Below are 20,957 nucleotides of genomic sequence, written 5' to 3'. Positions count from 1 at the left end.
ATCACCCGCCCTCGAATTGCCGGCGCACCTGCAACAGGTAGTCGTGGATGTTGCGCAACGCCGTCAGCAGCTCACGTCGCTCGACGGTATTGATTGCCAGTTGTTCCAGAGGCTGCCAACCGCTGGTGAGTTTGGCCGCCTCCTGCAACCATTGACCGTGCAGCGTGCCCAGTTCATCCAGCCCGTCGTACTGCGCAAGTTCCTCCTGACTCCTGGCCAGACGCGCCTGAGTCTGCGCGAGACTCTCGTGCTGTTCCTTCAGACGTTTGTCCAGGACACCCACCGCCTTGACCAGATCGGCAAACTTGCGTGCGCCAGCCAGTTCGTCGATCCCTTCGTTGAGTCTGCGAATGCCGGCCTTGATCACGGCTGGATCGAGGCTCGGGTCCTTGAACAGAGCCAGGGCGGCATCAACATCCTGCTCTTTGGGAATAAGGCCTTTGAACGCTTTGCTCATCGAGGGCTTTTCCAAGGCATTAATGAGCTGGTGAATGTCGTGCAGGCGCTGCTGCTGTTTCGCCAGCGTTTCTTCAAGACCACTGATCGCTAATTGTTGCGCGCTGATCGACGACCTGAGTTCCCCCCGTACCACTGCAGCGTCAGGTGACGGGTGACTGCAGACGTCGGCGATGGCGCCGCTTGCCTGGGCCATCGCCTGCTGCACAGTACCTCGCGCCCGCAGCAACTCCTGCCCGTTCTCTTCACTTTCATCCTCCTGGGCGTCCTCCAGCGGCTCCTTTAATGCAACCCACGCCGCGAGGATTTTTGTCCGAAGTACCTTGTTAGCGTGTTCGATACGTTTCGACAGATCGCCAATCTGCTCGCGCAGGGCGGGCAGCATCAATGTGGCTTCACCGTGAGCGATATCGTTGACTCGCGTCTCAACCTTCAGCATGTTCGCAATATCGGGCAACAGCGACGCCGTGTTTTTCATGTCCATAACCCAACCTTCCCTTAAGAGACTATCGTTTCATTGAACAACTTTGAAATTGTCTTGGAGATTCCCAGGATGTCTTTCCAAGGACTGATCACTCGCTGAAACTGCCGCACAAATTTTTTCAGCATTACCTGGGTGTCAACTTTTTCGAGCTGCGCCAACGATTGCTCAACGTAGACTTCCAGCAACACCCAGACATCTTCGAGATTCTTGACGGCGGTCCTGACCTCGACCAGACGGAACTGCAAGTCCATGATCAGTCTCTTGGTCAATTCAAAGCTTTCAGACTGCGCGAGCAACTTGCTCTTACGAACAGCCGACGCTTCCCGTCTGGCGATCAGCGTATTCTTCTCGGCCCGCACTTCCTCGGCTTGAGCACCGTAGATGCCACCGGTAATCAAGAGCCCTACCGGCCCGAAAACAAGGCCATAAAAGGAAGCGCCGACCAGACCGTTATACTCGTCAAGCTTGCGCTCGATCGCGTTATCCAGCTCCGTCAACTCCAGGTCGATTTTCTGCACTTCAAGGGAAACGTCTTTCTTGTTCATCGCCTTGAGCAAACCGTCCGCAGTCGGCTTAAGGTGACTGCCAATGACATCTGCAAACCTATCGGTGAGCGCTTTGACATGCCGGATCGACTTCAATCGCTCCTTGATCTGCGATTCAATGTCTTTCAGGTAACTGTCCACGCCCTCCTTAAAGGTCGCCGTGTCCTTGCGGGACAGCGGAACAGGCGGTGCTTTTTCCAGATCAATATCATTGAGTGACGTGTTTTCCAACGATGCCCACGCGTCAGTCGATTTCAACTCGGCAATAAAAGCTACCCCTTCAGTGAACAAGGTCTCGGCGAATACCTGCAGTTCGCTGCCCATCTTCTTGCACGCATCTTCGATGTCATCCCATCCGTTGACATGCGTGCGCAGGTCATCGTAGAAACGGTGCACGTCTTCAATCTCTAACCCCACGGCGGCAAAATCCAGCGTACCGGCCAGTTCCTCGCGAGAGGAGGGCAATCGGCGCACGGCCGCTTCGTAACGCTTTATCATCAGCAGGTTGTCCTTGCTGAAAATGAAAGCCGGTTCGTCTTTCTTCAAATCGAAGATCTGTTGGGGAATCCGCTCAGCCCGCTCACTCGGCGTCAGTTCTTCAAACGTCGGGGGGCGAACCGCGTCTGCTGCGCCAGACTTCACCGGGGTTTCAGTGTTCTCACTCATCGCTGCTCTCCACGCAATGTCAATTGGCAACACGGGATCATGGCCTTGACTGCGACTAAGAGCCTAAGCCTGTGACCACCCGACCGAAGTCGGCACAACGTTGAAGCACTGACAGAAATGTCAACGTTCGACGCCAGAACGCTGAGAAATGGAATCGTTGCCACCGGTCCCCGATTTGCGCTGTCTGGCCCTGCTACATAGGCAGCGACGACCGCGTTAGCTAGAATACTGCCCCACCTTTTTTCCCAAGAGCCCGCAGTGAGCCAGACACCCGACCGCCTGTTTGCAAGGCCCCTGGACCAGGTGCCCGACTTCGCCTTCAACGAGGACGTGGTGCGGGTGTTCCCGGACATGATCAAGCGCTCGGTGCCCGGTTACCCGACCATCGTCGAAAACCTTGGCGTGCTGGCCGCGCGTTTTGCCCAGCCACACTCCGCGCTGTATGACCTCGGCGCCTCGCTGGGTGCGGTTACCCAGTCGTTGCGCCGCCACGTGCGCAGCGACGGCTGCCGGGTGATCGCCGTGGACAACTCGGCAGCCATGGTCGAACGCTGTCGCCAGTACCTCACCGCGCAAGACTCGATGTTCCAGGAACTGCTCCCGGTCCAGGTGCTCGAGGCGGATATTCTGGCCCTGCCATTCGAGCCAGCCTCGGTGGTGGCGATGAATTTCACCCTGCAGTTCATCGCCCCCACCCAGCGCTTCGAACTGCTCAGCCGCATCCGCCAGACACTGCTGCCGGGCGGGGCGTTGATCCTCTCGGAAAAACTCTGCTTCGCCGATGACCAGGAACAGGCACTCCTGAACGAACTGCACCTGGACTTCAAACGCGCCAACGGCTACAGCGAACTGGAAATTGCCCAGAAGCGCAGCGCCATCGAACACGTAATGAAACCCGACACCCTCGAGACCCACAAGGCGCGCCTGCATGCGGCCGGTTTCAGCAAGGTCGTGCCGTGGTTCCAATGCCTAAACTTCGCCTCACTGATAGCCCTGCCATGATCGATTTGTCCCCCCTGGTCCGCCGTCTGGCGGGCACCCCCCTGGCCACCTGGTCACAAGGCCTGCAAGCCCAACTGGCCAGCAAGATGGAAAAAGGCCACGGTGACCTTGAGCGCTGGCATGGCGCCCTCGAGGCGCTGCCTGAGCTGGTGCCGAGTGAAGTTGACCTGGTCAATGGCCTGAGTCTGCACAGCCCCTGCGATGAGGCGACGCGCGCTCAGCTGCAGCAGGCCTTGATGGGCCTGTCGCCTTGGCGCAAGGGCCCGTTCGAGTTGTTTGGCGTCCATGTCGACACCGAATGGCATTCGGACTGGAAGTGGGCGCGGGTCAGCCCGCACCTGGACCTGACCGGCAAGCGTGTGCTGGATGTCGGCTGCGGCAACGGCTACTACCAATGGCGCATGCTCGGCGCCGGCGCTGACATGGTGGTCGGAGTCGACCCCAACTGGCTGTTCTTCTGCCAGTTCCAGGCGGTGCACAAGTACCTGCCCGAGCTGCCGGCGTGGCACCTGCCATTCGCCCTTGAGGAACTGCCGGCCAACCTCGAAGGCTTCGACACGGTGTTTTCGATGGGTGTGTTCTATCATCGTCGTTCGCCCATCGAGCACTTGCTGGCGCTCAAGGACTGCCTGGTAAAAGGCGGTGAGCTGGTGCTGGAAACTCTGGTCATCGAAGGCGACGAGAATCAAGTGCTGGTTCCCGAAGACCGCTATGCGCAGATGCGCAATGTCTGGTTCTTGCCTTCGGTAGCGGCACTGGAGCGCCTGCTGCGGCGCGCCGGTTTCAGTGACGTGCGCTGCGTCGACGTCAGTGTCACCAGTGTCGAGGAGCAGCGCAGCACCGAGTGGATGCGCTATCAGTCTCTGAGCGACTTTCTCGACCCGCAGGACCACAGCCGCACCATCGAAGGCCTGCCCGCCCCGCGGCGGGCGACGATCCTGGCGCGCAAGTAAACCCGGCCGCAACCATCCTGTCTGCTCAGCGCGTCGTCTGGCTAACCGCCAGATGACGCGCTGATGACAAATCCGTTATTCACGCCGATCCACCCCAGGCTTGGCGTACTATCGCGCGCTTGACCTTGATCCAGCTTCAGGGTCGACAATCCCTCTCCCGAATTCTGCCTGAGCCCGAGCATGCGCCTACTGATCATCGAGGACGAACTGCGGACTGCCGATTACCTTCAGCAAGGACTGCGCGAAAACGGCTATGTCGTGGATTGTGCACACACTGGCATCGACGGCCTGCACATGGCCCGCCAGCAGGCCTATGACCTGGTCATTCTGGACGTCAACCTGCCGGAACTGGACGGCTGGGCCGTACTGCAACGGCTACGCGCCGAGTCGGCCACGCGAATCATGATGCTCACCGCTCACGGTCGCCTGTCTGACCGGGTCAAGGGCCTGGATCTGGGCGCGGATGACTACCTGCTCAAGCCATTCGAATTTCCCGAATTGCTGGCGCGGATCCGCAGCCTGTTGCGGCGCAACGATCAGCAGGTACAGCCGAGCACATTGCGCGTCGCCGACCTGGAGCTGGACCCTGGCCGCCACCGGGCCTGGCGTGGCAGCACACGTATCGACCTCACTGCCAAGGAGTTCTCGCTGCTGCACCTGCTGATGCGCCAGAGCGGCGAGGTGCTGTCACGCACGCAGATCATCTCGCTGGTGTGGGACATGAACTTCGATTGCGACACCAACGTTGTCGAGGTGTCGATCCGGCGCTTGCGGGCCAAGATCGACGATCCCTTCGAAGACAAACTGATCCACACCCTGCGCGGTGTTGGCTACGTGCTCGAGGCGCGCCGTTGAAACCCGCCAGCCTGTCTCTGCGGCTTGGTCTGAGCGTGACCCTGATGGGCGCCGCGCTGGTGCTGCTGTTGGCCTGCCTGGCGGTCTTTGCCCTCGACCATGAACTGGACAGCCGCGCGCGCAAGGACCTCGCGCGCAAGATGCTGCAGGTAGAACACAACCTGCGGGTCGACCTGCGTAGCGCTGACCTGGCCAGCCGCGCCCACCCACTGCTCGACCTGGTCATGGGCCATGACAACCTAAGCCTCAGCGTGATGGCTCTGAATGGCCGCCATGCAGCCCTGCTCAGCCTGGGCCCGGCGCTGCAGTCACAGCGCCTGCGCGAGCTGCCGTGGAGCGACGGCCAGACCTTTCAGGAATGGAAGGACAGCAGCGGAGCGCAGTTTCTCAGCGTGACGCAGGCGATGCGGCTGCGCGATGACACCCCGGTGCGGGTAATGATGACCCTCAATCGCGCCGACGATCACTACCTGTTGCACGCCTACCTGCGCTCGACTCTGCTGGCCTTGCCGTTGTTACTGCTGCTGATTGGCGTCTGTGCCTGGAAGCTGGTGCAGCGCAGTTTGAAACCACTGAGGCGGTTTCGCCGGATCGCCGGCCAGGTGTCTGCGCAAGCGCTCGACCATCGACTGCCCTCCAGCGGCCTGCCGCAGGAACTGGCCGACCTCGCCCGCTCGATCAATGTGATGCTTGATCGGCTCGATCAGGGTGTGCGCCAGTTGTCGCAGTTTTCCGACGACCTCGCGCATGAGCTACGGACGCCCCTGAGCAACCTGATGGGCAAGGCCCAGGTTACCCTCGCCCGCCCACGCGACAGCGGCGATTATCGCGAGGTGCTGGAAGACAGCATCGAAGAACTGACTCGGCTCAACCGCATCATCAACGACATGTTGTTTCTCGCGCAGGTCAGCCAGCCGCAGGCCCAGGTCGAGTTCAAACCGCTGGCGCTGGCCGACGAAGTCGTGCGCGTCAGCGAGCTGTTTGCCATCAGCGCCGAAGTGAAGGATATCGAGATCAGGCATCAAGGCTGGGCCACCGCCCTGGGCGACCGGCTGATGTGCCAACGGGCCTTGTCCAACCTGCTCAGCAACGCACTAAGACATGGCCCCGAGGGCAGCGTCGTAACCATTGGCATTGGCCGCCATGCACAGCAGGCCTGGGTATGGGTTGAGAACCACGGGCCGGGGATCGCTGACGAGCACCTGCCACACCTGTTCGAAAGGTTCTACCGGGCCGACAGCGGTCGCTCGCGGCTCGATGGCGGCACTGGCCTGGGGCTGGCGATCGTGCAGTCGATCATGCAACTGCACGGCGGCCGGGTCGAGGTCAGCAGCCAGGCGCATGGGCCAACCCGGTTTACCTTGCTGTTTCGTGCCGAGTGACGCCGATCAGCGCGAGGCCTGCAGGATCAACGCTTTCATTTCAGCCACGGCGGCCTTGAAGCCGACAAACAGCGCATGCGCCACCAACGCGTGACCGATGTTCAGCTCGTTGATGCCCTTGATCGCCGCGACCGCCTCGACGTTGTGGTAATGCAGGCCGTGGCCGGCGTTGACGATCAGGCCCTGGCCGACGCCAAACGCGACGCCGTCGGCGATGCGCTTGAGCTCATCGGCCACCTCGGTTGGGGTCAGCGCATCGGCGTAGCGACCGGTGTGCAGCTCGATGGCCGGCGCGCCGACCCGTCGCGAAGCTTCGATCTGGCGCTCGTCGGCATCGATGAACAACGACACTTCAGCGCCGGTGCGGGCCAGGCGCTCGACGGCCGCCTTGATCCGCGCTTCCTGACCGGCCACATCGAGGCCGCCTTCGGTGGTCAGTTCCTGACGGGTTTCCGGGACCAGGCAGATGTGCGCCGGGCGAATCTGCTCAGCGAACAGCATCATCTCTTCGGTAATGCCCATCTCGAAGTTCATCCGCGTCTGCAGCACGTCCTTGAGCAACAGTACATCGCGCTCCTGGATATGCCGGCGGTCTTCACGCAGGTGTACGGTAATGCCGTCGGCGCCCGCTTCTTCGGCGTCCAGCGCGGCCTTGACCGGATCTGGATAGCGGGTGCCGCGGGCCTGGCGCAAGGTCGCCACGTGGTCGATGTTGACGCCGAGAAGCATGCGGTTGCTATGAGTCACGAAAGGCTCTCCTGAAGATGTAGCCGCACAGCATACGACGTGCTCAGCGCTTGCGAAACAACTCCCGACTCACCAGCGGCTTTGGCCCCAGGTGGACGGCCAGGGCCTGGCGCATCAGTCGCTTGGCTGCCAGCAATGCGCCAGGCGCTTCCCACTCGGCGTGAGCCAGTGCGAGCAGTTCATCGCCCCTGAACAACCCGGGCTGGAACAGCTCCACCCGCTCAAGCCCGGCGTCGACCTGCAGGCGGTACAGACCAGTGGCGGCGATAGGCTCGGCGTTGACGTCGTGATCCAGGGCAAAGGCGTAACCGAGCTGCTCCAGCAGGCGCCATTCAAAGGCCCGCAGCAACGGCTCCAATGGCCGGCCCTGGCCCAACGCCTGCAGGGTCAGGGCATAGTGCTCGAACAGCGCTGGGTATGGCGCCTCGGCCGGCAGCAGGCGCATCAGCAGTTCATTCAGGTACAAGCCGCTGAACAGTGCATTACCATTGAGCCAGGCGGCAATTCCGGCGCTGTCGAGGCGGTTGACGTTCTTCAACTCGCCGCGTCCACGCAGCTCGACTTCCAACGGCACGAACGAGCGCACCAGGCTGCCACCCTTGCCCCGCGCCCGGCGCAGCACCGCACGCACGCGACCTTGCGGCGTGAAAAAGTCCACCAGCGCGCTGGTCTCGCGGTACGCACGGCTGTGCAGCACGTACGCCGGCTGACCTTGAGGTTGTTCCATGGGGAAGGCCCGGATGCAGAACGGCCCGGAACAATCCGGGCCGTTGGGGGTGTGTTACAGGTCGCCGTAGCCCAGCGAGCGCAGGGCGCGCTCATCATCGGACCAACCGCCTTTGACCTTGACCCAAAGGTTGAGCATGACCTTGGCGTCGAACAGCGTTTCCATGTCCTTGCGCGCGTCGGAGCCGATGCGCTTGATACGCTCGCCTTTGTCGCCAATGATGATCTTCTTCTGGCCATCACGCTCGACGAGGATCAGGGCATGGATGTGCAGCACATGGCCTTGCTGCTTGAACTCTTCGATCTCGACAGTGATCTGGTACGGCAGCTCGGCACCCAGTTGGCGCATGATCTTCTCGCGGACCAGTTCGGCGGCGAGGAAGCGGCTGCTGCGGTCGGTGATCTGGTCTTCCGGGAAGAAGTGATCGTTCTCCGGCAGCTGCTTGGCGATCAGTGCTTCCAGCGCTTCGAGGTTGTGCCCCTGCTGGGCGGAGATCGGCACGACTTCGGCGTTCGGCAGTTGCTCCTGCAGCCATTTCAGGTGCGGGATCAATTCGGCCTTCTCGTCCATCCGGTCGGTCTTGTTGACCGCGATGATCAGCGGACCGGTAACGTACTGGACACGCTCGAGCACCAGTTGGTCCTCGTCGGTCCAGCGGGTACGGTCAACCACGAAGATCACCACGTCGACGTCCTTGAGGGCGGCCGAAGCGGTGCGGTTCATGTAGCGGTTGAGCGCCTTGTCGTTGGCCTTGTGCATGCCTGGGGTATCGACGTAGATCGCCTGCACGTCACCCTCGGTCTTGATCCCGAGCATGTTGTGGCGGGTGGTCTGCGGCTTGCGCGAGGTGATCGCCAGCTTTTGCCCGAGGATATGGTTGAGCAAGGTCGACTTGCCCACGTTGGGGCGGCCGACGATGGCTACGTAGCCGCAACGGGTTGGGTTGTTCTCAGTCATTACCATTCTCCACGCCCAGGGCGATCAGTGCAGCGGCGGCGGCGACTTGCTCGGCAATACGCCGGCTTACGCCCTGGCCACGGCTCTTGTTGTTCAGCAGGACCACTTCGCACTCGACGAAGAAGGTCCGGCAATGAGGTTCGCCCTGGATATCGACCACTTCATAACGCGGCAAATCGCAACCACGCGACTGCAGAAACTCCTGCAGGCGGGTTTTCGGGTCTTTATTGGTGTCGACCAGTGTCAGGCTCTCGAACTCATCGGTCAGCCAGGCCAGAATGCGCTCGCGCGCGGTCTGCATGTCGGCATCCAGATAGATGGCGCCAATCAGCGCCTCGAGGGCATCGGCGAGGATCGATTCGCGGCGAAAACCACCGCTTTTCAGCTCACCCGAACCCAGTCGGAGGAATTCTCCCAGGTCGAATCCACGCGCCAGCCGCGCCAGAGTTTCACCCTTGACCAGGCGTGCGCGCAGGCGCGACAGCTGGCCTTCGCGGGCCTGCGGGAAGCGCTCGAACAGCGCCTCGCCGGCGACGAAATTGAGGATGGCGTCGCCAAGAAACTCCAGGCGCTCGTTATTGCGCCCGGCATAGCTGCGATGGGTCAGGGCCAGCAACATCTGGTCCTGATCCTTGAAGGTATAGCCGAGCTTGCGCTCCAGGCGTGCAAGGGAAGCAGTCATGCGGCCACCCGTTTGTTGTTCAACGCGTTGTTCAAATCAACATCCTGAAAAGACGGTATGGCTGTGAATCGCTGCCAGTTGGTAGCGCCCCCGTGTTTCAAGACGCTCTCGACCTTGATTACACAGCCTATGTCAGAAAAGCATTCGGCGCTGTCTGCAGACAGCGCCGATGGGTATCAATGGATCAGGCCGACCCGCGACAGGTTGGGCAGGTGGCTGAGCTTGGGCTCTGGCCAGCTCATCCAGACTGCAAACGCCTTGCCGACGATATTGCGGTCCGGAACCATGCCATGCAGTTCCTTGGGAATGTTTGGATCATCCCAGAAACGGCTGTCGTTGGAGTTGTCGCGGTTGTCACCCATCATGAAGTAATGGCCGGCGGGTACCGTCCATTGCTGGTCAGGCGGCATGCGGTAGCGGCTCATTTCCTTGCGGATCATGTGCTCGGCCGCGCCCAATTGCTCCTTGTACAGCTCAGCGCTGCCCAAGGTGCCTGGTTCGCTACCGACCAACTGCTCGGCGACCTGCTTGCCATTGACGAACAGGCGCTTGTCGCTGGTGTAGCCGATCTGGTCGCCCGGCAGGCCAACCACACGCTTGATGTAGTTGACGTTGGGGTCGCTCGGATAGCGGAACACCATCACGTCGCCCCGCTGCGGCTGACCAATCTCGATGACCTTCTTGTCGATCACCGGCAGGCGAATGCCGTAGGAGAACTTGTTCACCAGGATGAAGTCGCCCACTTCCAGCGTCGGTTTCATCGACCCGGAAGGAATCTGGAACGGCTCTACCAGGAACGAACGCAGCACCAGCACGATGAACAGCACCGGGAAGAACGACTTGCCGTACTCAACCAGCAACGGCTCCTTGTTCAGCTTCTCGACCACGGCCATTTCTGGCTGGCTGACGCTGCCCTGATAGGTGGCAATCGCCGCCCGCCGGCGCGGAGCCAGGAACAGCAGATCGATCAGAGCCAACAAGCCACAGACGGCAACGGCGATGACGAGCAACAGCGGGAAATTTAGCGACATAGGACCTAGCTATCCAACCTGAGCACGGCGAGGAAGGCTTCTTGTGGAATTTCCACGTTACCGACCTGTTTCATGCGTTTCTTACCGGCTTTCTGCTTTTCGAGCAGTTTGCGTTTACGGCTGACGTCGCCGCCATAACACTTGGCCAGTACGTTCTTTCTGAGCGCCTTGACAGTGGTCCGGGCGACGATCTGCCCGCCGATGGCGGCCTGGATCGCGACGTCGAACATCTGCCGAGGAATCAGTTCTTTCATTTTCTCGGTCAGCGCGCGCCCTTTGTAGTGGGCGTTGTCGCGGTGCACGATCAGCGCCAGCGCATCAACCTTGTCGCCGTTGATCAACACGTCCAGCTTGACCAGGTTGGCCGACTGGTAACGATCGAAATGGTAGTCCAGCGACGCGTAACCGCGGCTGGTCGACTTCAAACGGTCGAAGAAGTCCAGTACCACCTCGTTCATTGGCAGATCGTAGCTTACCTGCACCTGAGTACCGAGGAACTGCATGTCACGCTGAACACCGCGCTTCTCGATGCACAGGGTAATGACGTTACCCAGGTGTTCTTGCGGCACCAGGATATTGGCGCGCACGATTGGCTCACGGAAGTCTTCGACTGCTGATACATCCGGCAGTTTCGACGGGTTGTCGACGTGAATGGTTTCACCGGTCTTGAGCTTGATCTCAAAGATCACGCTCGGCGCCGTGGTGATCAGGTCCAGGTCATATTCGCGCTCGAGGCGCTCCTGGATGATCTCCATGTGCAGCATGCCGAGGAAGCCACAACGGAAGCCAAAGCCCAGTGCATCCGAGCTCTCAGGCGCGTACTGCAGCGACGAGTCGTTCAGGGTCAGCTTTTGCAGCGCATCGCGGAAGTCTTCGAAATCATCGGAAGACACCGGAAACAGGCCAGCGTAGACCTGTGGCTGAATACGTTTGAAGCCTGGCAGCACTTCCACCTCGGGGGTGGAGCTCAAGGTCAGGGTGTCGCCGACCGGCGCGCCGAGAATTTCCTTGATGCTGGCAATGATGAAGCCCACTTCGCCTGCTTTGAGATCGGCGGTCTGAGTGTGCTTTGGCGTGAACACGCCGACGCTGTCGACCAGGTGAACCTTGCCGGTCGACTTGACCAGAATCTTGTCGCCCTTTTTCACGCGGCCGTGGCGCACGCGAACCAGGGACACGACGCCCAGGTAGTTGTCGAACCAAGAGTCGATGATCAGCGCTTGCAGCGGTGCATCGATGTCACCAGTTGGCGCCGGGATCTGCTGCACAAGGCGCTCGAGCACCTCGTCCACGCCCATGCCGCTCTTCGCGCTGCAGGCTACGGCGTCGGCCGCGTCGATACCGATGATCTTCTCGATTTCGTCCTTGACGCGGTCCGGATCGGCCTGGGGCAGGTCCATCTTGTTCAGTACCGGCATGACCTCAAGGCCCTGCTCGATAGCGGTGTAGCAGTTGGCCACGGACTGGGCTTCGACACCCTGGCCAGCATCGACCACCAACAACGCGCCTTCACAGGCGGCCAGCGACCGGCTGACTTCATAGGTGAAGTCTACGTGGCCGGGAGTGTCGATGAAGTTCAGCTGGTAGGTCTTGCCGTCCTGCGCCTTGTAATGCAGCGTGACGCTATGGGCTTTGATGGTGATGCCGCGCTCGCGCTCCAGATCCATCGAATCGAGCACCTGGGCTTCCATTTCGCGCGCCGAGAGGCCACCGCACATCTGAATGAAACGGTCGGCCAGCGTCGACTTGCCGTGGTCGATGTGGGCGATGATGGAGAAATTGCGGATATGACTCAAATCACTCACGGGTCACTACTCGAAATGGCTGCGAGCCGGACGCCCGCCGAAAAATAGCCGGGAATTGTACCTTAAGCCGCAGCCTTGTGGGAGATTCCTGATCGGCTGCAATCCCGCGTGGCTTGGCAGGCCGCCATGAAATTTTCATCCGTTTACAAAAAAGGGCAGCCGAAGCTGCCCTGTATCGCGCTGCCGCTATGCTTATTCAGCCAGCTTGAAGGTGATGAAGCTGGCGCGCCCTTGGCGCAGCACTCGCATCGACACCGAGCGATTCTTCGGCAGGTCCTTGGCGATCTCGGTGAACTCTTTGGCCGAGCCAATGGCCTGGTTGTTGAGGTGGCTGATGACGTCACCCGGACGCAGACCGATCAACGCCGCCGGACCATCCAGCACTTCCTTGATGACCACGCCCCCCTTGAGTTCGAGAGCTTTTTTCTGCTCGGCGGTCAGGTCCGAAACCGCTACACCGAGGCGGTTGCTGCTGCGCTCGGCACTGCCCTGGCCAGGTGTGGTGATATCGGCATCTTCATCAGGCAAAGCGCCGACAGTTACGTCGAGGTTCTGCCGCTTGCCGTTGCGGATGATCTCAAGCTTGGCCTTGGCGCCATCCTTGAGGCTGCCGACCAGGTGCGGCAGGTCTGCCGACATGACGATCGGCTGGCCATTCATGCTGAGGATGACATCACCGACCTGCAAACCGCCTTTGGCCGCTGGACCGTCTTCCAGCACCTGAGCTACCAGGGCGCCGGCAGGCTTGTCCAGACCGAACGACTCGGCCAGGTCCTTGTTGACCTCCTGGATCACCACACCCAACCAACCGCGATTGACCTTGCCGTCTTTCTTGAGCTGATTGGAGACATCCAGCGCCACGTCGATCGGGATCGCGAACGACAGGCCCATGAAGCCGCCAGAGCGGGTGAAGATCTGCGAGTTGATGCCGACCACTTCGCCTTTCATGTTGAACAGCGGGCCGCCGGAGTTACCCGGGTTGATCGCCACGTCGGTCTGGATGAACGGCACGTAGGTGTCGTTGGGCAGGGTCCGGCCTTTGGCGCTGACGATGCCTTTGGTTACCGAGTGATCAAAGCCGAACGGCGAGCCGATAGCCAGTACCCATTCGCCGACTTTGAGTTTCTCCGAATCGCCCAGCTTGACGATCGGCAGATCCTTGCCTTCAACCTTGAGCAAAGCGACGTCGGTGCGCGGGTCGGTGCCGACCAGCTTGGCCTGCAGCTCGCTGCGGTCGGACAGGCGCACGATGATCTCGTCAGCGTCGGCGACCACATGGTTGTTGGTCAGCACATAACCATCGCTGGAAATGATGAAGCCCGAACCCAGCGATTGCGCTTCCCGCTGGCGGTCGCCGCGCGGCGAACGCGGCTGTTGTGGCATGTTGCGCTCGAAGAATTCACGGAACATCGGCGGCAGGCCTTCAAGATCAGGCATCTGCCCGGCAGCAATGCGCCGATCAGGCAGCTTCTGCTTGGTACTGATGTTCACCACCGCCGGCGAAGCCTGCTCGACCAGCGTAGTGAAGTCCGGCAGTGCTTCTTCAGCCTGGGCCGTCAGCACCTGGCCGAGCATCAGCACGGCGGCGAACATGGAGAGATAGGGTTTCAAGCGTGGTATTGACATACGGCTCCCGTCACAACGAGCGTAAATTGCATTAAGACCCCTGCAGATGCAGGAAAGGCCAGACCCCGAGGACTCTGACCTATAGAAAATTTACGAAGGGATTGCAAATGACATTGCGTTAATTTCATTTCAGCCGATTACGTGAAGGGCTGCAAACGCAGGCGCGCCGCTACTGGCTGGCCTGGGCATCCTGAGCACGCATGGACAATGCAACGCGCTCGGCAGTACCCAACGGGATCTCGCCAACCACCGTGACGATGACCTTGCCCTTGGGAGTATTGAGGTAGCGCGAGACAGCCACGGTCGGACCAAGCTGCACGCGGGTATCGTTACCTGAATCATCCTTGACCGGCTCCAGAAATACCGAAAAACGAGTCAGCCCATCGTCATACATCAGACTGCTGACAGTGGTCTTGCGCGAAACATCACTGCGTACCGAGCTGTTGACCAACTCGAAACCGGGCGGCAACCAATCGGAGCGCCAACCACCTACTGCCGGCAACGGCGAAGCTGCAACTGCATGCTCTACAGGCTTGCACGCATCACTTGGGCGCATCGCTTGCTCGGTTGGCGGTGTGGTATCCAGACGAGTCATCTGGAAACGCTCCAGCAATTGACCCTTGTCGTTGAGCATCAACGAACGCAGGGGCAATGCGGTCTGGCGGTCCAGATGCAATTCGAAGGCATAGCGATGCTGGTCACGGGGGGTCAGGGTGATAATCACCGCATCGCGCCCGGCAACCCGCGACTTGCCGGCAACACTCAAGTCGTACCAGCTCATCAGTTTGAGGGGGTCCAGCACTCGCGGGGCAGAGCTGGGCGGCGTCGAAACGCCACTCACCAGATCGCCACTGACGCACTGCACATGACCGTCCACGCGGACGATCTCCTGAGCCGTACCATCGAGCTGCAACAGCCGCTCGCTGACCGATCCATTGGCGACGCGGTGCCAGATGTCGTGGGAAGAGAAGCTGCCGTTGCGTTCGTAAACGAACGAACCCTGGTAGCTCTGGGATTGCTCAGCTCGTGCCAGCTTGTTCAGCCACTCATTCGCCTGAGGCGAAGAGTTGGCTGCCAACGCTGGCACCATCATGCAACTGCCTACCAGCAGTGACAGAAGAGGTAGCGCGCGCATGATGCTCCTTAACTAGCGGTTTTCCAGGCTAGCGGCGCGGGCGTATGGCAGGGCGGTTTCAGTGCCCTTGAGCGCTGATTCCTGAGCGTGCTGCTTCAAGTAGCCCGGCAGACGCTTGTCCCAGCCTTCCTGGCTCTGCAAGACACCATTGGCCATCGGCCCGGTGGTCTGCTCGCTGCTCTCGCTGTAGCCAGCCAGAACTGCCGGACCTTGCGTTTGCGGCATGGTCAGACCTTGCTGAGCAGGCTGTTGCGCAGCCAGTTCGCTACCGGTGATTTCGTCCTGGTTATACAGACGCACGCCGGCCAGTACTGCAACGGTTACCGAGGCAGCTACGGCCAAACGGCCGATGCTACGCCAAGGGCCTTGCTTGACCTTGGCTGGCACAGCCTCATCGGCCAGGGCAGCAGAGACCGCCGCAGCGATGTCCAGCTTGGGCAGCAGCAGTTCCTTGTGCATGGCTGCACGGGCAACCTGGTAACGCGACCAGGTAGCACGGGTGTCGGCGTCATCAGTGGCGCTCAAAACACGACGCAGCTCCAATTCATCCGCTTCGTTGTCCATTACGGCGGACAGCGATTCCTGCAAAGCTTCACGACTCATGGCGGTTCCTCTCTTGGCTGTAGCCGCTGTCTCAGGATTCCTGCAGCAACGGCTGCAAGGCTTTATCAATGGCCTCCCGAGCGCGGAAAATCCTTGAGCGCACGGTCCCCACCGGACATTGCATGACGCTCGCAATGTCCTCATAACTCAGACCATCAAATTCGCGCAAAGTTAGTGCCGTGCGCAGATCTTCTGGCAGTTGCTGGATGGTCCGATGGACGGTACCTTCGATCTCATCCCGCAACAACGAGCGTTCTGGGGACTCGAGATCCTTGAGACCATGATCGCCGTCATAGAACTCCGCATCCTCGGAGCTCACATCACTGTCGGGTGGCCTTCTACCGCGGGACACCAGATAGTTTTTCGCCGTGTTGATGGCGATGCGGTACAGCCAGGTATAAAAGGCGCTGTCACCGCGGAAATTGCCTAGCGCTCGGTAGGCCTTGATGAAGGCTTCCTGCGCCACATCCTGGGCTTCATGGGTGTCGTGTACAAAGCGCACGATCAACCCGAGAATCTTGTGCTGATACTTCAGCACCAACAGATCGAACGCTCGCCTGTCGCCGCGCTGCACGCGCTCGACAAGCTGCTGATCCTCTTCCTGGGTTAGCATGAATACTCCTCAGTGAACTTGAAGGAGCATTGCAACAGCCACCGTTCAGGCTTGCAAACATAGACTCGGGCTTTGCGCAAAAGTTCTCCCCTCCAAGCAAGTTTCCTGCGGCCTCTGGTCGGCTCGCACGAAAAAGACGCAGTACGGTCACGGCCGGCCGCGTCATTGATCTGGTCTTGATTTACGCAGGTATCAGCCCATTTCGAGCTACTGCCCTGCGTCGCCTTGGCATTCGTGGCATATGGGCAGCCTTCATAGGATTTCCAGCCAGACTGGAAAGTTCCCGGAAGATCGCCGTTGCGTGACAAGCGCCATTGGAAATCAGGCACCCGGGGCTGCTATAAAGGCATCCCGGCAACGTTTTCACGATAGTTTCACAATGCCATCTGCGCATCGCTATTGTGCCGTTCCCCTCCCCTAGATTACTAGTGCCCCGACATGAGCAAACAATTCCAATACGATGTCCTGGTGATCGGCAGTGGGGCCGCAGGCCTCAGCCTGGCACTCAACCTTCCGGATCACCTGCGCATCGCTGTGCTGAGCAAGGGTGACCTGGCCAATGGCTCGACCTTTTGGGCCCAGGGCGGCGTTGCCGCCGTGCTTGACGACACCGACACTGTGCAGTCGCATGTCGAGGACACCCTCAATGCCGGCGGCGGACTGTGCTCGGAAGAAGCGGTGCGGTTTACCGTTGAGCATAGTCGCGAAGCGATTGAGTGGCTGATCGAACAAGGCGTGCCATTTACTCGCGACGAACACCCACCGGGTGATGACCGCAGTTTCGAATTTCACCTGACCCGCGAAGGCGGCCACAGCCACCGGCGCATCATCCATGCGGCCGACGCTACCGGTGCGGCGATCTTTACCACCCTGCTGCAGCGCGCCCGGCAACGGTCCAACATCACCCTGCTGGAGCAGCGCGTCGCCGTCGACCTGATCACCGAGCGCCGCCTTGGCCTGGACGGCGAGCGCTGCCTCGGCGCCTACGTACTGGACCGCAACAGCGGCGAGGTGGATACCTTCGGCGCACGCTTCACCGTGCTGGCAACCGGCGGTGCAGCCAAGGTCTACCTCTATACCAGCAACCCCGACGGCGCCTGCGGCGATGGCATTGCCATGGCCTGGCGCGCGGGCTGCCGGGTCGCCAACCTTGAATTCAACCAGTTTCACCCGACCTGCCTGTACCACCCGCAGGCCAAGAGCTTCCTGGTCACCGAGGCCCTGCGCGGCGAGGGCGCCCTGCTGCGCCTGCCCAATGGCGAGCGCTTCATGCCGCGCTTCGACCCACGCGAAGAACTGGCACCACGGGATATCGTCGCGCGCGCTATCGACCATGAAATGAAGCGCCTGGGGGTGGACTGCGTCTACCTGGACATCACCCACAAGCCAGCCGAGTTCATCAAAAGCCACTTCCCGACCGTGTACGAGCGCTGTCTGACCTTCGGCATCGACATCACGCGCCAGCCGATTCCGGTGGTCCCGGCTGCGCACTACACCTGCGGCGGGGTGATGGTCGACGATCGCGGTCACACCGACGTGCCCGGCTTGTATGCCATTGGCGAGACCAGCTTCACTGGCTTGCACGGCGCCAACCGGATGGCCAGCAACTCGCTGCTGGAGTGCTTTGTTTATGGCCGCTCGGCGGCTGCCGACATCGAAGCGAGCCTTGACCGGGTCGAAATGCCGCAGACTCTGCCTTGCTGGGATGCCAGCCAGGTTACCGATTCGGACGAAGACGTGATCATTGCGCACAACTGGGACGAGCTGCGGCGTTTCATGTGGGACTACGTCGGGATCGTGCGCACCAGCAAGCGCCTGCAACGGGCTGAACACCGTGTACGCCTGCTGCTGGATGAGATCGACGAGTTCTACAGCAACTACAAGGTCAGCCGCGATTTGATTGAGCTGCGCAATCTGGCCCAGGTCGCCGAATTGATGATTCGCTCGGCGATGCAGCGCAAGGAAAGCCGCGGCCTGCACTACACCCTGGACTATCCGGCGATGCTGCCCGAAGCGCGCGATACCATTCTCAGCCCGCTCTGAGCGGGCTCAAGAAGGCTGCGCCCAGCGCCTGCGACTGAACTTCAAGCGCAGGCGCAGGCGCCGGTGTTGCTCCAGCGCCAGCGCGTCAGGACAAACGCACTGACTTTCGCTGAGGCGCCGCCCCGCTCGCACGAAACGCAATACCACCAGCCCCGGCAGGGCCATGCTGTCCGGCAGCAGGCGCACCGCCTGCCAGCCCTGGCTGCGGCTGTACAGCTGCCAGCCTTGGCTGTCGCGGCGCAGGCCGGTGATGGCGTCAGGATGAGTAAGCAGGATGCGCCGGGGAATGACCCAGCAGGCGTGGCTAAGGCAGCCCGCGGCGAGTGGCAGCAGCCACCAGCGCGGCTCGCTCAGCCAAAGCGCCAGCAATGCCAGCGCCAGACTCGCCAGATAGGCCATCAGCAGCCGACGTGAGCCCTGCCAACGGCACTGGAACTGCTCACTTGGGCTGGACACGGTCCAGAATGATCCGAACCATGCGCTGCAGCTCAGGGTCTTCAGACTCGCTGCGCTCCATGAACCAGCCGAACATGTCCTGGTCTTCACAAGCCAGCAAGCGCACGTAAAGCTCGCGGTCCGCTTCGTTCAGGGTGGCGTAGACTTCCTGGGTGAAGGGCACCAGCAGCACGTCGAGCTCCAGCATGCCGCGGCGGCTGTGCCAGAAAAGCCGGTTGATTTCAGTTTGTTCGACCATGGGACCCTCCTCGAATGGGCGGCGAGTATACCGCGCCGGGCACACGGCGGCACAAGGCGTTGGTCTAGTCACCTACCTATTTTGTTACCAGCGTTCTATGATGGCTACCAGTCTCAAGCAACCGCGATGACCCATGGCCGACTCTGCTTTCTATTGCTCCCTTGCCCACGAGGGCATCCTCGCCGTTCGCGGCTCCGACGCTGGCAAGTTTCTGCAAGGCCAGCTGACCTGTAATCTCAACTACCTAAGCCAGGAGCAATCGAGCCTGGGCGCGCGCTGCATGGTCAAAGGCCGTATGCAGTCGAGCTTCCGTATCGTGCCCGAGGGCAACGGCTTGCTGCTGGCGATGGCCCGCGGCCTGATCGATGCACAGCTGGCCGACCTGAAAAAATACGCGGTATTTTCCAAGGCCACGCTGACCGACGAAAGCGCCAGCTGGGTCCGCTTTGGGCTGGAGCACGCTGAGCAGGCCTTGCTCGCACTTGGCCTGGATGTGCCCGCTGAAGATGGCGCAACGGTCCGTGAACATGGCCTGATCGCTATCCGCGTTTCGCCCGGCCGCGTCGAACTGTGGGTCCCGGCTGAACAGGCCCACAACGTGCAGCAGCAACTCGCTGGTACGCTCAGCGAAGGCAGCCTCAACGATTGGCTACTGGGGCAGATCCGCGCTGGCATTGGCCAGGTTTTCGAGCAGACCCGTGAACTGTTCATTCCGCAGATGATCAATCTGCAGGCGGTGGGCGGCGTGAGTTTCAAGAAAGGCTGTTATACCGGCCAGGAAATCGTCGCGCGCATGCAGTACCTGGGCAAGCTCAAACGCCGTCAGTACCGACTGGCTCTGGCCGTCGCCGATGCGCCTGCGCCCGGCAGCCAGATCTTTTCGCCCACCCACGGTTCTGCGGTTGGCGAAGTCGTGCTGGCAGCTGCCTGTGAACAAGGCTGCGAACTGCTCGCAGTGATCAGCGCCGACGCGGTAGAAGATGACAACCTGCACCTGCTCAGCCTCGAAGGGCCACGCCTGACCTTGCTGAGCCTGCCTTACGAACTGGACCGCGACCGGGAAATCCAGCGCTGACCAGCCTGCCCCGCACAGTGCGGGGCTGCCACACTGCGGTAGAGAATCTCCATGAACAGACTGGCCGAGATGGTCCAGGCGCAATTACTCACTGCCATCGCCAATGACGACCTGGTCCTGCCGACCCTGCCGGAAGTGGCACTGAGCATCCGCGAGGCTGCTGAAGACAGCGAGATCAGCGTTTCGGCCCTGAGCAGGGTGATCGGCCGCGATGCCGCGCTATCTGCGCGCTTGATCAAAGTGGTCAACAGCCCCCTGTTGCGCGCCGCCGTCGAAGTCACCGATCTGCACACGGCGATTACCCGGCTGGGCATCAACTACAGCTGCAACCTGTCGATCGGGCTGGTAATCGAGCAGATCTTCCATGCCCGCTCGCCTGCGGTGGAGCAAAAGTTGCGCGATATCTGGGCCACCAGCCTGGAAGTTGCCGGCATCAGCTATGAGCTGTGTCGCCGCTACACTGACCTCAAGCCCGATCAGGCGACCCTCGGCGGCCTTGTCCATCAGATCGGCGCGCTGCCGGTGCTGATCTATGCCGAAGAGCACAACGAGTTGCTGTCCGACCCGGTCTGCCTGAACTATGTGATCGAGCAGATCCAGCCGGTTCTGGGTGACAAGATCCTCAGTGACTGGGAGTTCCCCGAACAACTGGTCAAGCTGCCTGGGCTAATCCAGGATCTGGATCGGCGCACCGACAAGGTCGATTACATCGACGTGGTGCAAATCGCCCGCTGCCTGAGCCAGCGCGGTCGCAGCCGGCCCCTGGCGGCACTGCCCGCCTATCGGCACCTCGGCCTGCCGCAGGGCACGGAACTGGAAGTAGCAGAGCTGCTCGAAGCGCGAAGCATGTTGCGCTGAGGGCTAGTGGCCGGGAAA

21 protein-coding genes are annotated in these 20,957 nt (G+C 60.9%); 7 read left to right on the top strand and 14 right to left on the bottom strand.

Features of this window, described 5'->3' with window-relative positions:
• Position 1: 1 nt before the first annotated feature.
• Together M2396_RS16695 and M2396_RS16690 are read right to left on the bottom strand one after the other, a co-directional pair.
• Positions 2-940 (bottom strand): alpha-xenorhabdolysin family binary toxin subunit B, encoded by a 939-nt coding sequence (locus M2396_RS16695; RefSeq protein ID WP_259076101.1) that lies wholly within the window; start codon positions 938-940, stop codon positions 2-4.
• 14 nt (positions 941-954) lie between these two features.
• Entirely contained in the window at positions 955-2,151 is a 1,197-nt protein-coding gene (locus tag M2396_RS16690; RefSeq protein WP_259076099.1) for an alpha-xenorhabdolysin family binary toxin subunit A, read from the bottom strand.
• A gap of 258 nt (positions 2,152-2,409) precedes the next feature.
• On the opposite strand from M2396_RS16690, the gene cmoA reads away from it, so the two are divergent.
• From cmoA to M2396_RS16670, 4 genes are all read left to right on the top strand, one after another.
• Positions 2,410-3,153 carry a carboxy-S-adenosyl-L-methionine synthase CmoA gene (gene cmoA / locus M2396_RS16685; RefSeq protein WP_259076098.1) on the top strand — a complete coding sequence of 248 codons (744 nt, stop codon included), beginning with the start codon at positions 2,410-2,412 and terminating at the stop codon, positions 3,151-3,153.
• Positions 3,150-4,106 (top strand): tRNA 5-methoxyuridine(34)/uridine 5-oxyacetic acid(34) synthase CmoB, encoded by a 957-nt coding sequence (cmoB, locus tag M2396_RS16680; RefSeq protein ID WP_150570582.1) that lies wholly within the window; start codon positions 3,150-3,152, stop codon positions 4,104-4,106. The genes cmoA and cmoB overlap by 4 nt, the downstream gene beginning before the upstream one ends.
• Before the next feature lie 180 nt (positions 4,107-4,286).
• Complete coding sequence (locus tag M2396_RS16675; protein ID WP_101321878.1) at positions 4,287-4,961, top strand: heavy metal response regulator transcription factor; 675 nt, start codon at positions 4,287-4,289, stop codon at positions 4,959-4,961.
• Entirely contained in the window at positions 4,958-6,343 is a 1,386-nt protein-coding gene (locus M2396_RS16670) for a heavy metal sensor histidine kinase (RefSeq protein ID WP_150572215.1), read from the top strand. The genes M2396_RS16675 and M2396_RS16670 overlap by 4 nt, the downstream gene beginning before the upstream one ends.
• A 6-nt stretch (positions 6,344-6,349) precedes the next feature.
• On the opposite strand, the gene pdxJ is transcribed toward M2396_RS16670, so the two are convergent.
• The 10 genes from pdxJ to rpoE form a co-directional block, all read right to left on the bottom strand.
• Entirely contained in the window at positions 6,350-7,072 is a 723-nt protein-coding gene (gene pdxJ / locus M2396_RS16665; protein ID WP_409035106.1) for a pyridoxine 5'-phosphate synthase, read from the bottom strand.
• Positions 7,073-7,133: 61 nt separating this feature from the next.
• The gene (gene recO / locus M2396_RS16660) at positions 7,134-7,817 is read right to left on the bottom strand and encodes a DNA repair protein RecO (protein ID WP_259076091.1); all 684 of its coding nucleotides are present in this window, start codon (positions 7,815-7,817) and stop codon (positions 7,134-7,136) included.
• 54 nt (positions 7,818-7,871) lie between these two features.
• The gene (era, locus tag M2396_RS16655) at positions 7,872-8,774 is read right to left on the bottom strand and encodes a GTPase Era (RefSeq protein WP_101321882.1); all 903 of its coding nucleotides are present in this window, start codon (positions 8,772-8,774) and stop codon (positions 7,872-7,874) included.
• Positions 8,767-9,456, bottom strand: coding sequence for a ribonuclease III (gene rnc / locus M2396_RS16650; RefSeq protein ID WP_101321883.1), 690 nt, complete (start codon positions 9,454-9,456; stop codon positions 8,767-8,769). The genes era and rnc overlap by 8 nt, the downstream gene beginning before the upstream one ends.
• A gap of 176 nt (positions 9,457-9,632) precedes the next feature.
• Positions 9,633-10,487, bottom strand: a complete 855-nt coding sequence (gene lepB, locus M2396_RS16645; RefSeq protein ID WP_101321884.1) for a signal peptidase I — start codon at positions 10,485-10,487, stop codon at positions 9,633-9,635.
• A 5-nt stretch (positions 10,488-10,492) separates the two neighbouring features.
• Positions 10,493-12,292 (bottom strand): translation elongation factor 4, encoded by a 1,800-nt coding sequence (gene lepA / locus M2396_RS16640; RefSeq protein WP_103438390.1) that lies wholly within the window; start codon positions 12,290-12,292, stop codon positions 10,493-10,495.
• Positions 12,293-12,484: 192 nt separating this feature from the next.
• On the bottom strand, positions 12,485-13,885 hold the full coding sequence (locus M2396_RS16635; protein ID WP_371918946.1) for a DegQ family serine endoprotease: 1,401 nt from the start codon (positions 13,883-13,885) through the stop codon (positions 12,485-12,487).
• Positions 13,886-14,087: 202 nt separating this feature from the next.
• Positions 14,088-15,053, bottom strand: coding sequence for a MucB/RseB C-terminal domain-containing protein (locus tag M2396_RS16630; RefSeq protein ID WP_259076083.1), 966 nt, complete (start codon positions 15,051-15,053; stop codon positions 14,088-14,090).
• A 12-nt stretch (positions 15,054-15,065) separates the two neighbouring features.
• Entirely contained in the window at positions 15,066-15,656 is a 591-nt protein-coding gene (locus M2396_RS16625) for an RseA family anti-sigma factor (protein WP_101321888.1), read from the bottom strand.
• 31 nt (positions 15,657-15,687) lie between these two features.
• On the bottom strand, positions 15,688-16,269 hold the full coding sequence (gene rpoE / locus M2396_RS16620) for an RNA polymerase sigma factor RpoE (protein ID WP_011535354.1): 582 nt from the start codon (positions 16,267-16,269) through the stop codon (positions 15,688-15,690).
• A 438-nt stretch (positions 16,270-16,707) separates the two neighbouring features.
• On the opposite strand from rpoE, the gene nadB reads away from it, so the two are divergent.
• Complete coding sequence (gene nadB / locus M2396_RS16615) at positions 16,708-18,312, top strand: L-aspartate oxidase (protein WP_259076072.1); 1,605 nt, start codon at positions 16,708-16,710, stop codon at positions 18,310-18,312.
• A gap of 6 nt (positions 18,313-18,318) precedes the next feature.
• On the opposite strand, the gene M2396_RS16610 is transcribed toward nadB, so the two are convergent.
• Both M2396_RS16610 and M2396_RS16605 read right to left on the bottom strand, forming a co-directional pair.
• Positions 18,319-18,768 carry a protein YgfX gene (locus tag M2396_RS16610; protein WP_259076069.1) on the bottom strand — a complete coding sequence of 150 codons (450 nt, stop codon included), beginning with the start codon at positions 18,766-18,768 and terminating at the stop codon, positions 18,319-18,321.
• The gene (locus M2396_RS16605; protein WP_101321895.1) at positions 18,752-19,006 is read right to left on the bottom strand and encodes a succinate dehydrogenase assembly factor 2; all 255 of its coding nucleotides are present in this window, start codon (positions 19,004-19,006) and stop codon (positions 18,752-18,754) included. The genes M2396_RS16610 and M2396_RS16605 overlap by 17 nt, the downstream gene beginning before the upstream one ends.
• Before the next feature lie 133 nt (positions 19,007-19,139).
• Between M2396_RS16605 and M2396_RS16600 the strand changes: the two genes are divergently transcribed.
• On the top strand, positions 19,140-20,081 hold the full coding sequence (locus M2396_RS16600) for a folate-binding protein YgfZ (protein ID WP_259076064.1): 942 nt from the start codon (positions 19,140-19,142) through the stop codon (positions 20,079-20,081).
• Positions 20,082-20,132: 51 nt separating this feature from the next.
• Positions 20,133-20,939, top strand: a complete 807-nt coding sequence (locus M2396_RS16595) for an HDOD domain-containing protein (RefSeq protein WP_101321897.1) — start codon at positions 20,133-20,135, stop codon at positions 20,937-20,939.
• Positions 20,940-20,957: the final 18 nt, after the last annotated feature.

Source organism: Pseudomonas sp. BIGb0278 (assembly GCF_024809895.1).
Classification (GTDB): Bacteria; Pseudomonadota; Gammaproteobacteria; order Pseudomonadales; family Pseudomonadaceae; genus Aquipseudomonas; species Aquipseudomonas shirazensis.
Note: the sequence above shows the minus strand (reverse complement) of the source record. Positions and strands in the feature narration are given on the sequence as shown.

What these genes read in the sequence shown, in the direction of transcription:
- M2396_RS16625 (WP_101321888.1), bottom strand. Translation starts at nt 15,656, where the DNA reads ATGAGTCGTGAAGCTTTGCAGGAATCGCTGTCCGCCGTAATGGACAAC.
- M2396_RS16630 (WP_259076083.1), bottom strand. Translation starts at nt 15,053, where the DNA reads ATGCGCGCGCTACCTCTTCTGTCACTGCTGGTAGGCAGTTGCATGATG.
- nadB (WP_259076072.1), top strand. Translation starts at nt 16,708, where the DNA reads ATGAGCAAACAATTCCAATACGATGTCCTGGTGATCGGCAGTGGGGCC.
- M2396_RS16635 (WP_371918946.1), bottom strand. Translation starts at nt 13,885, where the DNA reads ATGTTCGCCGCCGTGCTGATGCTCGGCCAGGTGCTGACGGCCCAGGCT.
- M2396_RS16690 (WP_259076099.1), bottom strand. Translation starts at nt 2,151, where the DNA reads ATGAGTGAGAACACTGAAACCCCGGTGAAGTCTGGCGCAGCAGACGCG.
- M2396_RS16675 (WP_101321878.1), top strand. Translation starts at nt 4,287, where the DNA reads ATGCGCCTACTGATCATCGAGGACGAACTGCGGACTGCCGATTACCTT.
- M2396_RS16600 (WP_259076064.1), top strand. Translation starts at nt 19,140, where the DNA reads ATGGCCGACTCTGCTTTCTATTGCTCCCTTGCCCACGAGGGCATCCTC.
- M2396_RS16695 (WP_259076101.1), bottom strand. Translation starts at nt 940, where the DNA reads ATGGACATGAAAAACACGGCGTCGCTGTTGCCCGATATTGCGAACATG.
- M2396_RS16595 (WP_101321897.1), top strand. Translation starts at nt 20,133, where the DNA reads ATGAACAGACTGGCCGAGATGGTCCAGGCGCAATTACTCACTGCCATC.
- recO (WP_259076091.1), bottom strand. Translation starts at nt 7,817, where the DNA reads ATGGAACAACCTCAAGGTCAGCCGGCGTACGTGCTGCACAGCCGTGCG.
- pdxJ (WP_409035106.1), bottom strand. Translation starts at nt 7,072, where the DNA reads ATGCTTCTCGGCGTCAACATCGACCACGTGGCGACCTTGCGCCAGGCC.
- M2396_RS16605 (WP_101321895.1), bottom strand. Translation starts at nt 19,006, where the DNA reads ATGGTCGAACAAACTGAAATCAACCGGCTTTTCTGGCACAGCCGCCGC.
- cmoB (WP_150570582.1), top strand. Translation starts at nt 3,150, where the DNA reads ATGATCGATTTGTCCCCCCTGGTCCGCCGTCTGGCGGGCACCCCCCTG.
- rpoE (WP_011535354.1), bottom strand. Translation starts at nt 16,269, where the DNA reads ATGCTAACCCAGGAAGAGGATCAGCAGCTTGTCGAGCGCGTGCAGCGC.
- lepB (WP_101321884.1), bottom strand. Translation starts at nt 10,487, where the DNA reads ATGTCGCTAAATTTCCCGCTGTTGCTCGTCATCGCCGTTGCCGTCTGT.
- era (WP_101321882.1), bottom strand. Translation starts at nt 8,774, where the DNA reads ATGACTGAGAACAACCCAACCCGTTGCGGCTACGTAGCCATCGTCGGC.
- rnc (WP_101321883.1), bottom strand. Translation starts at nt 9,456, where the DNA reads ATGACTGCTTCCCTTGCACGCCTGGAGCGCAAGCTCGGCTATACCTTC.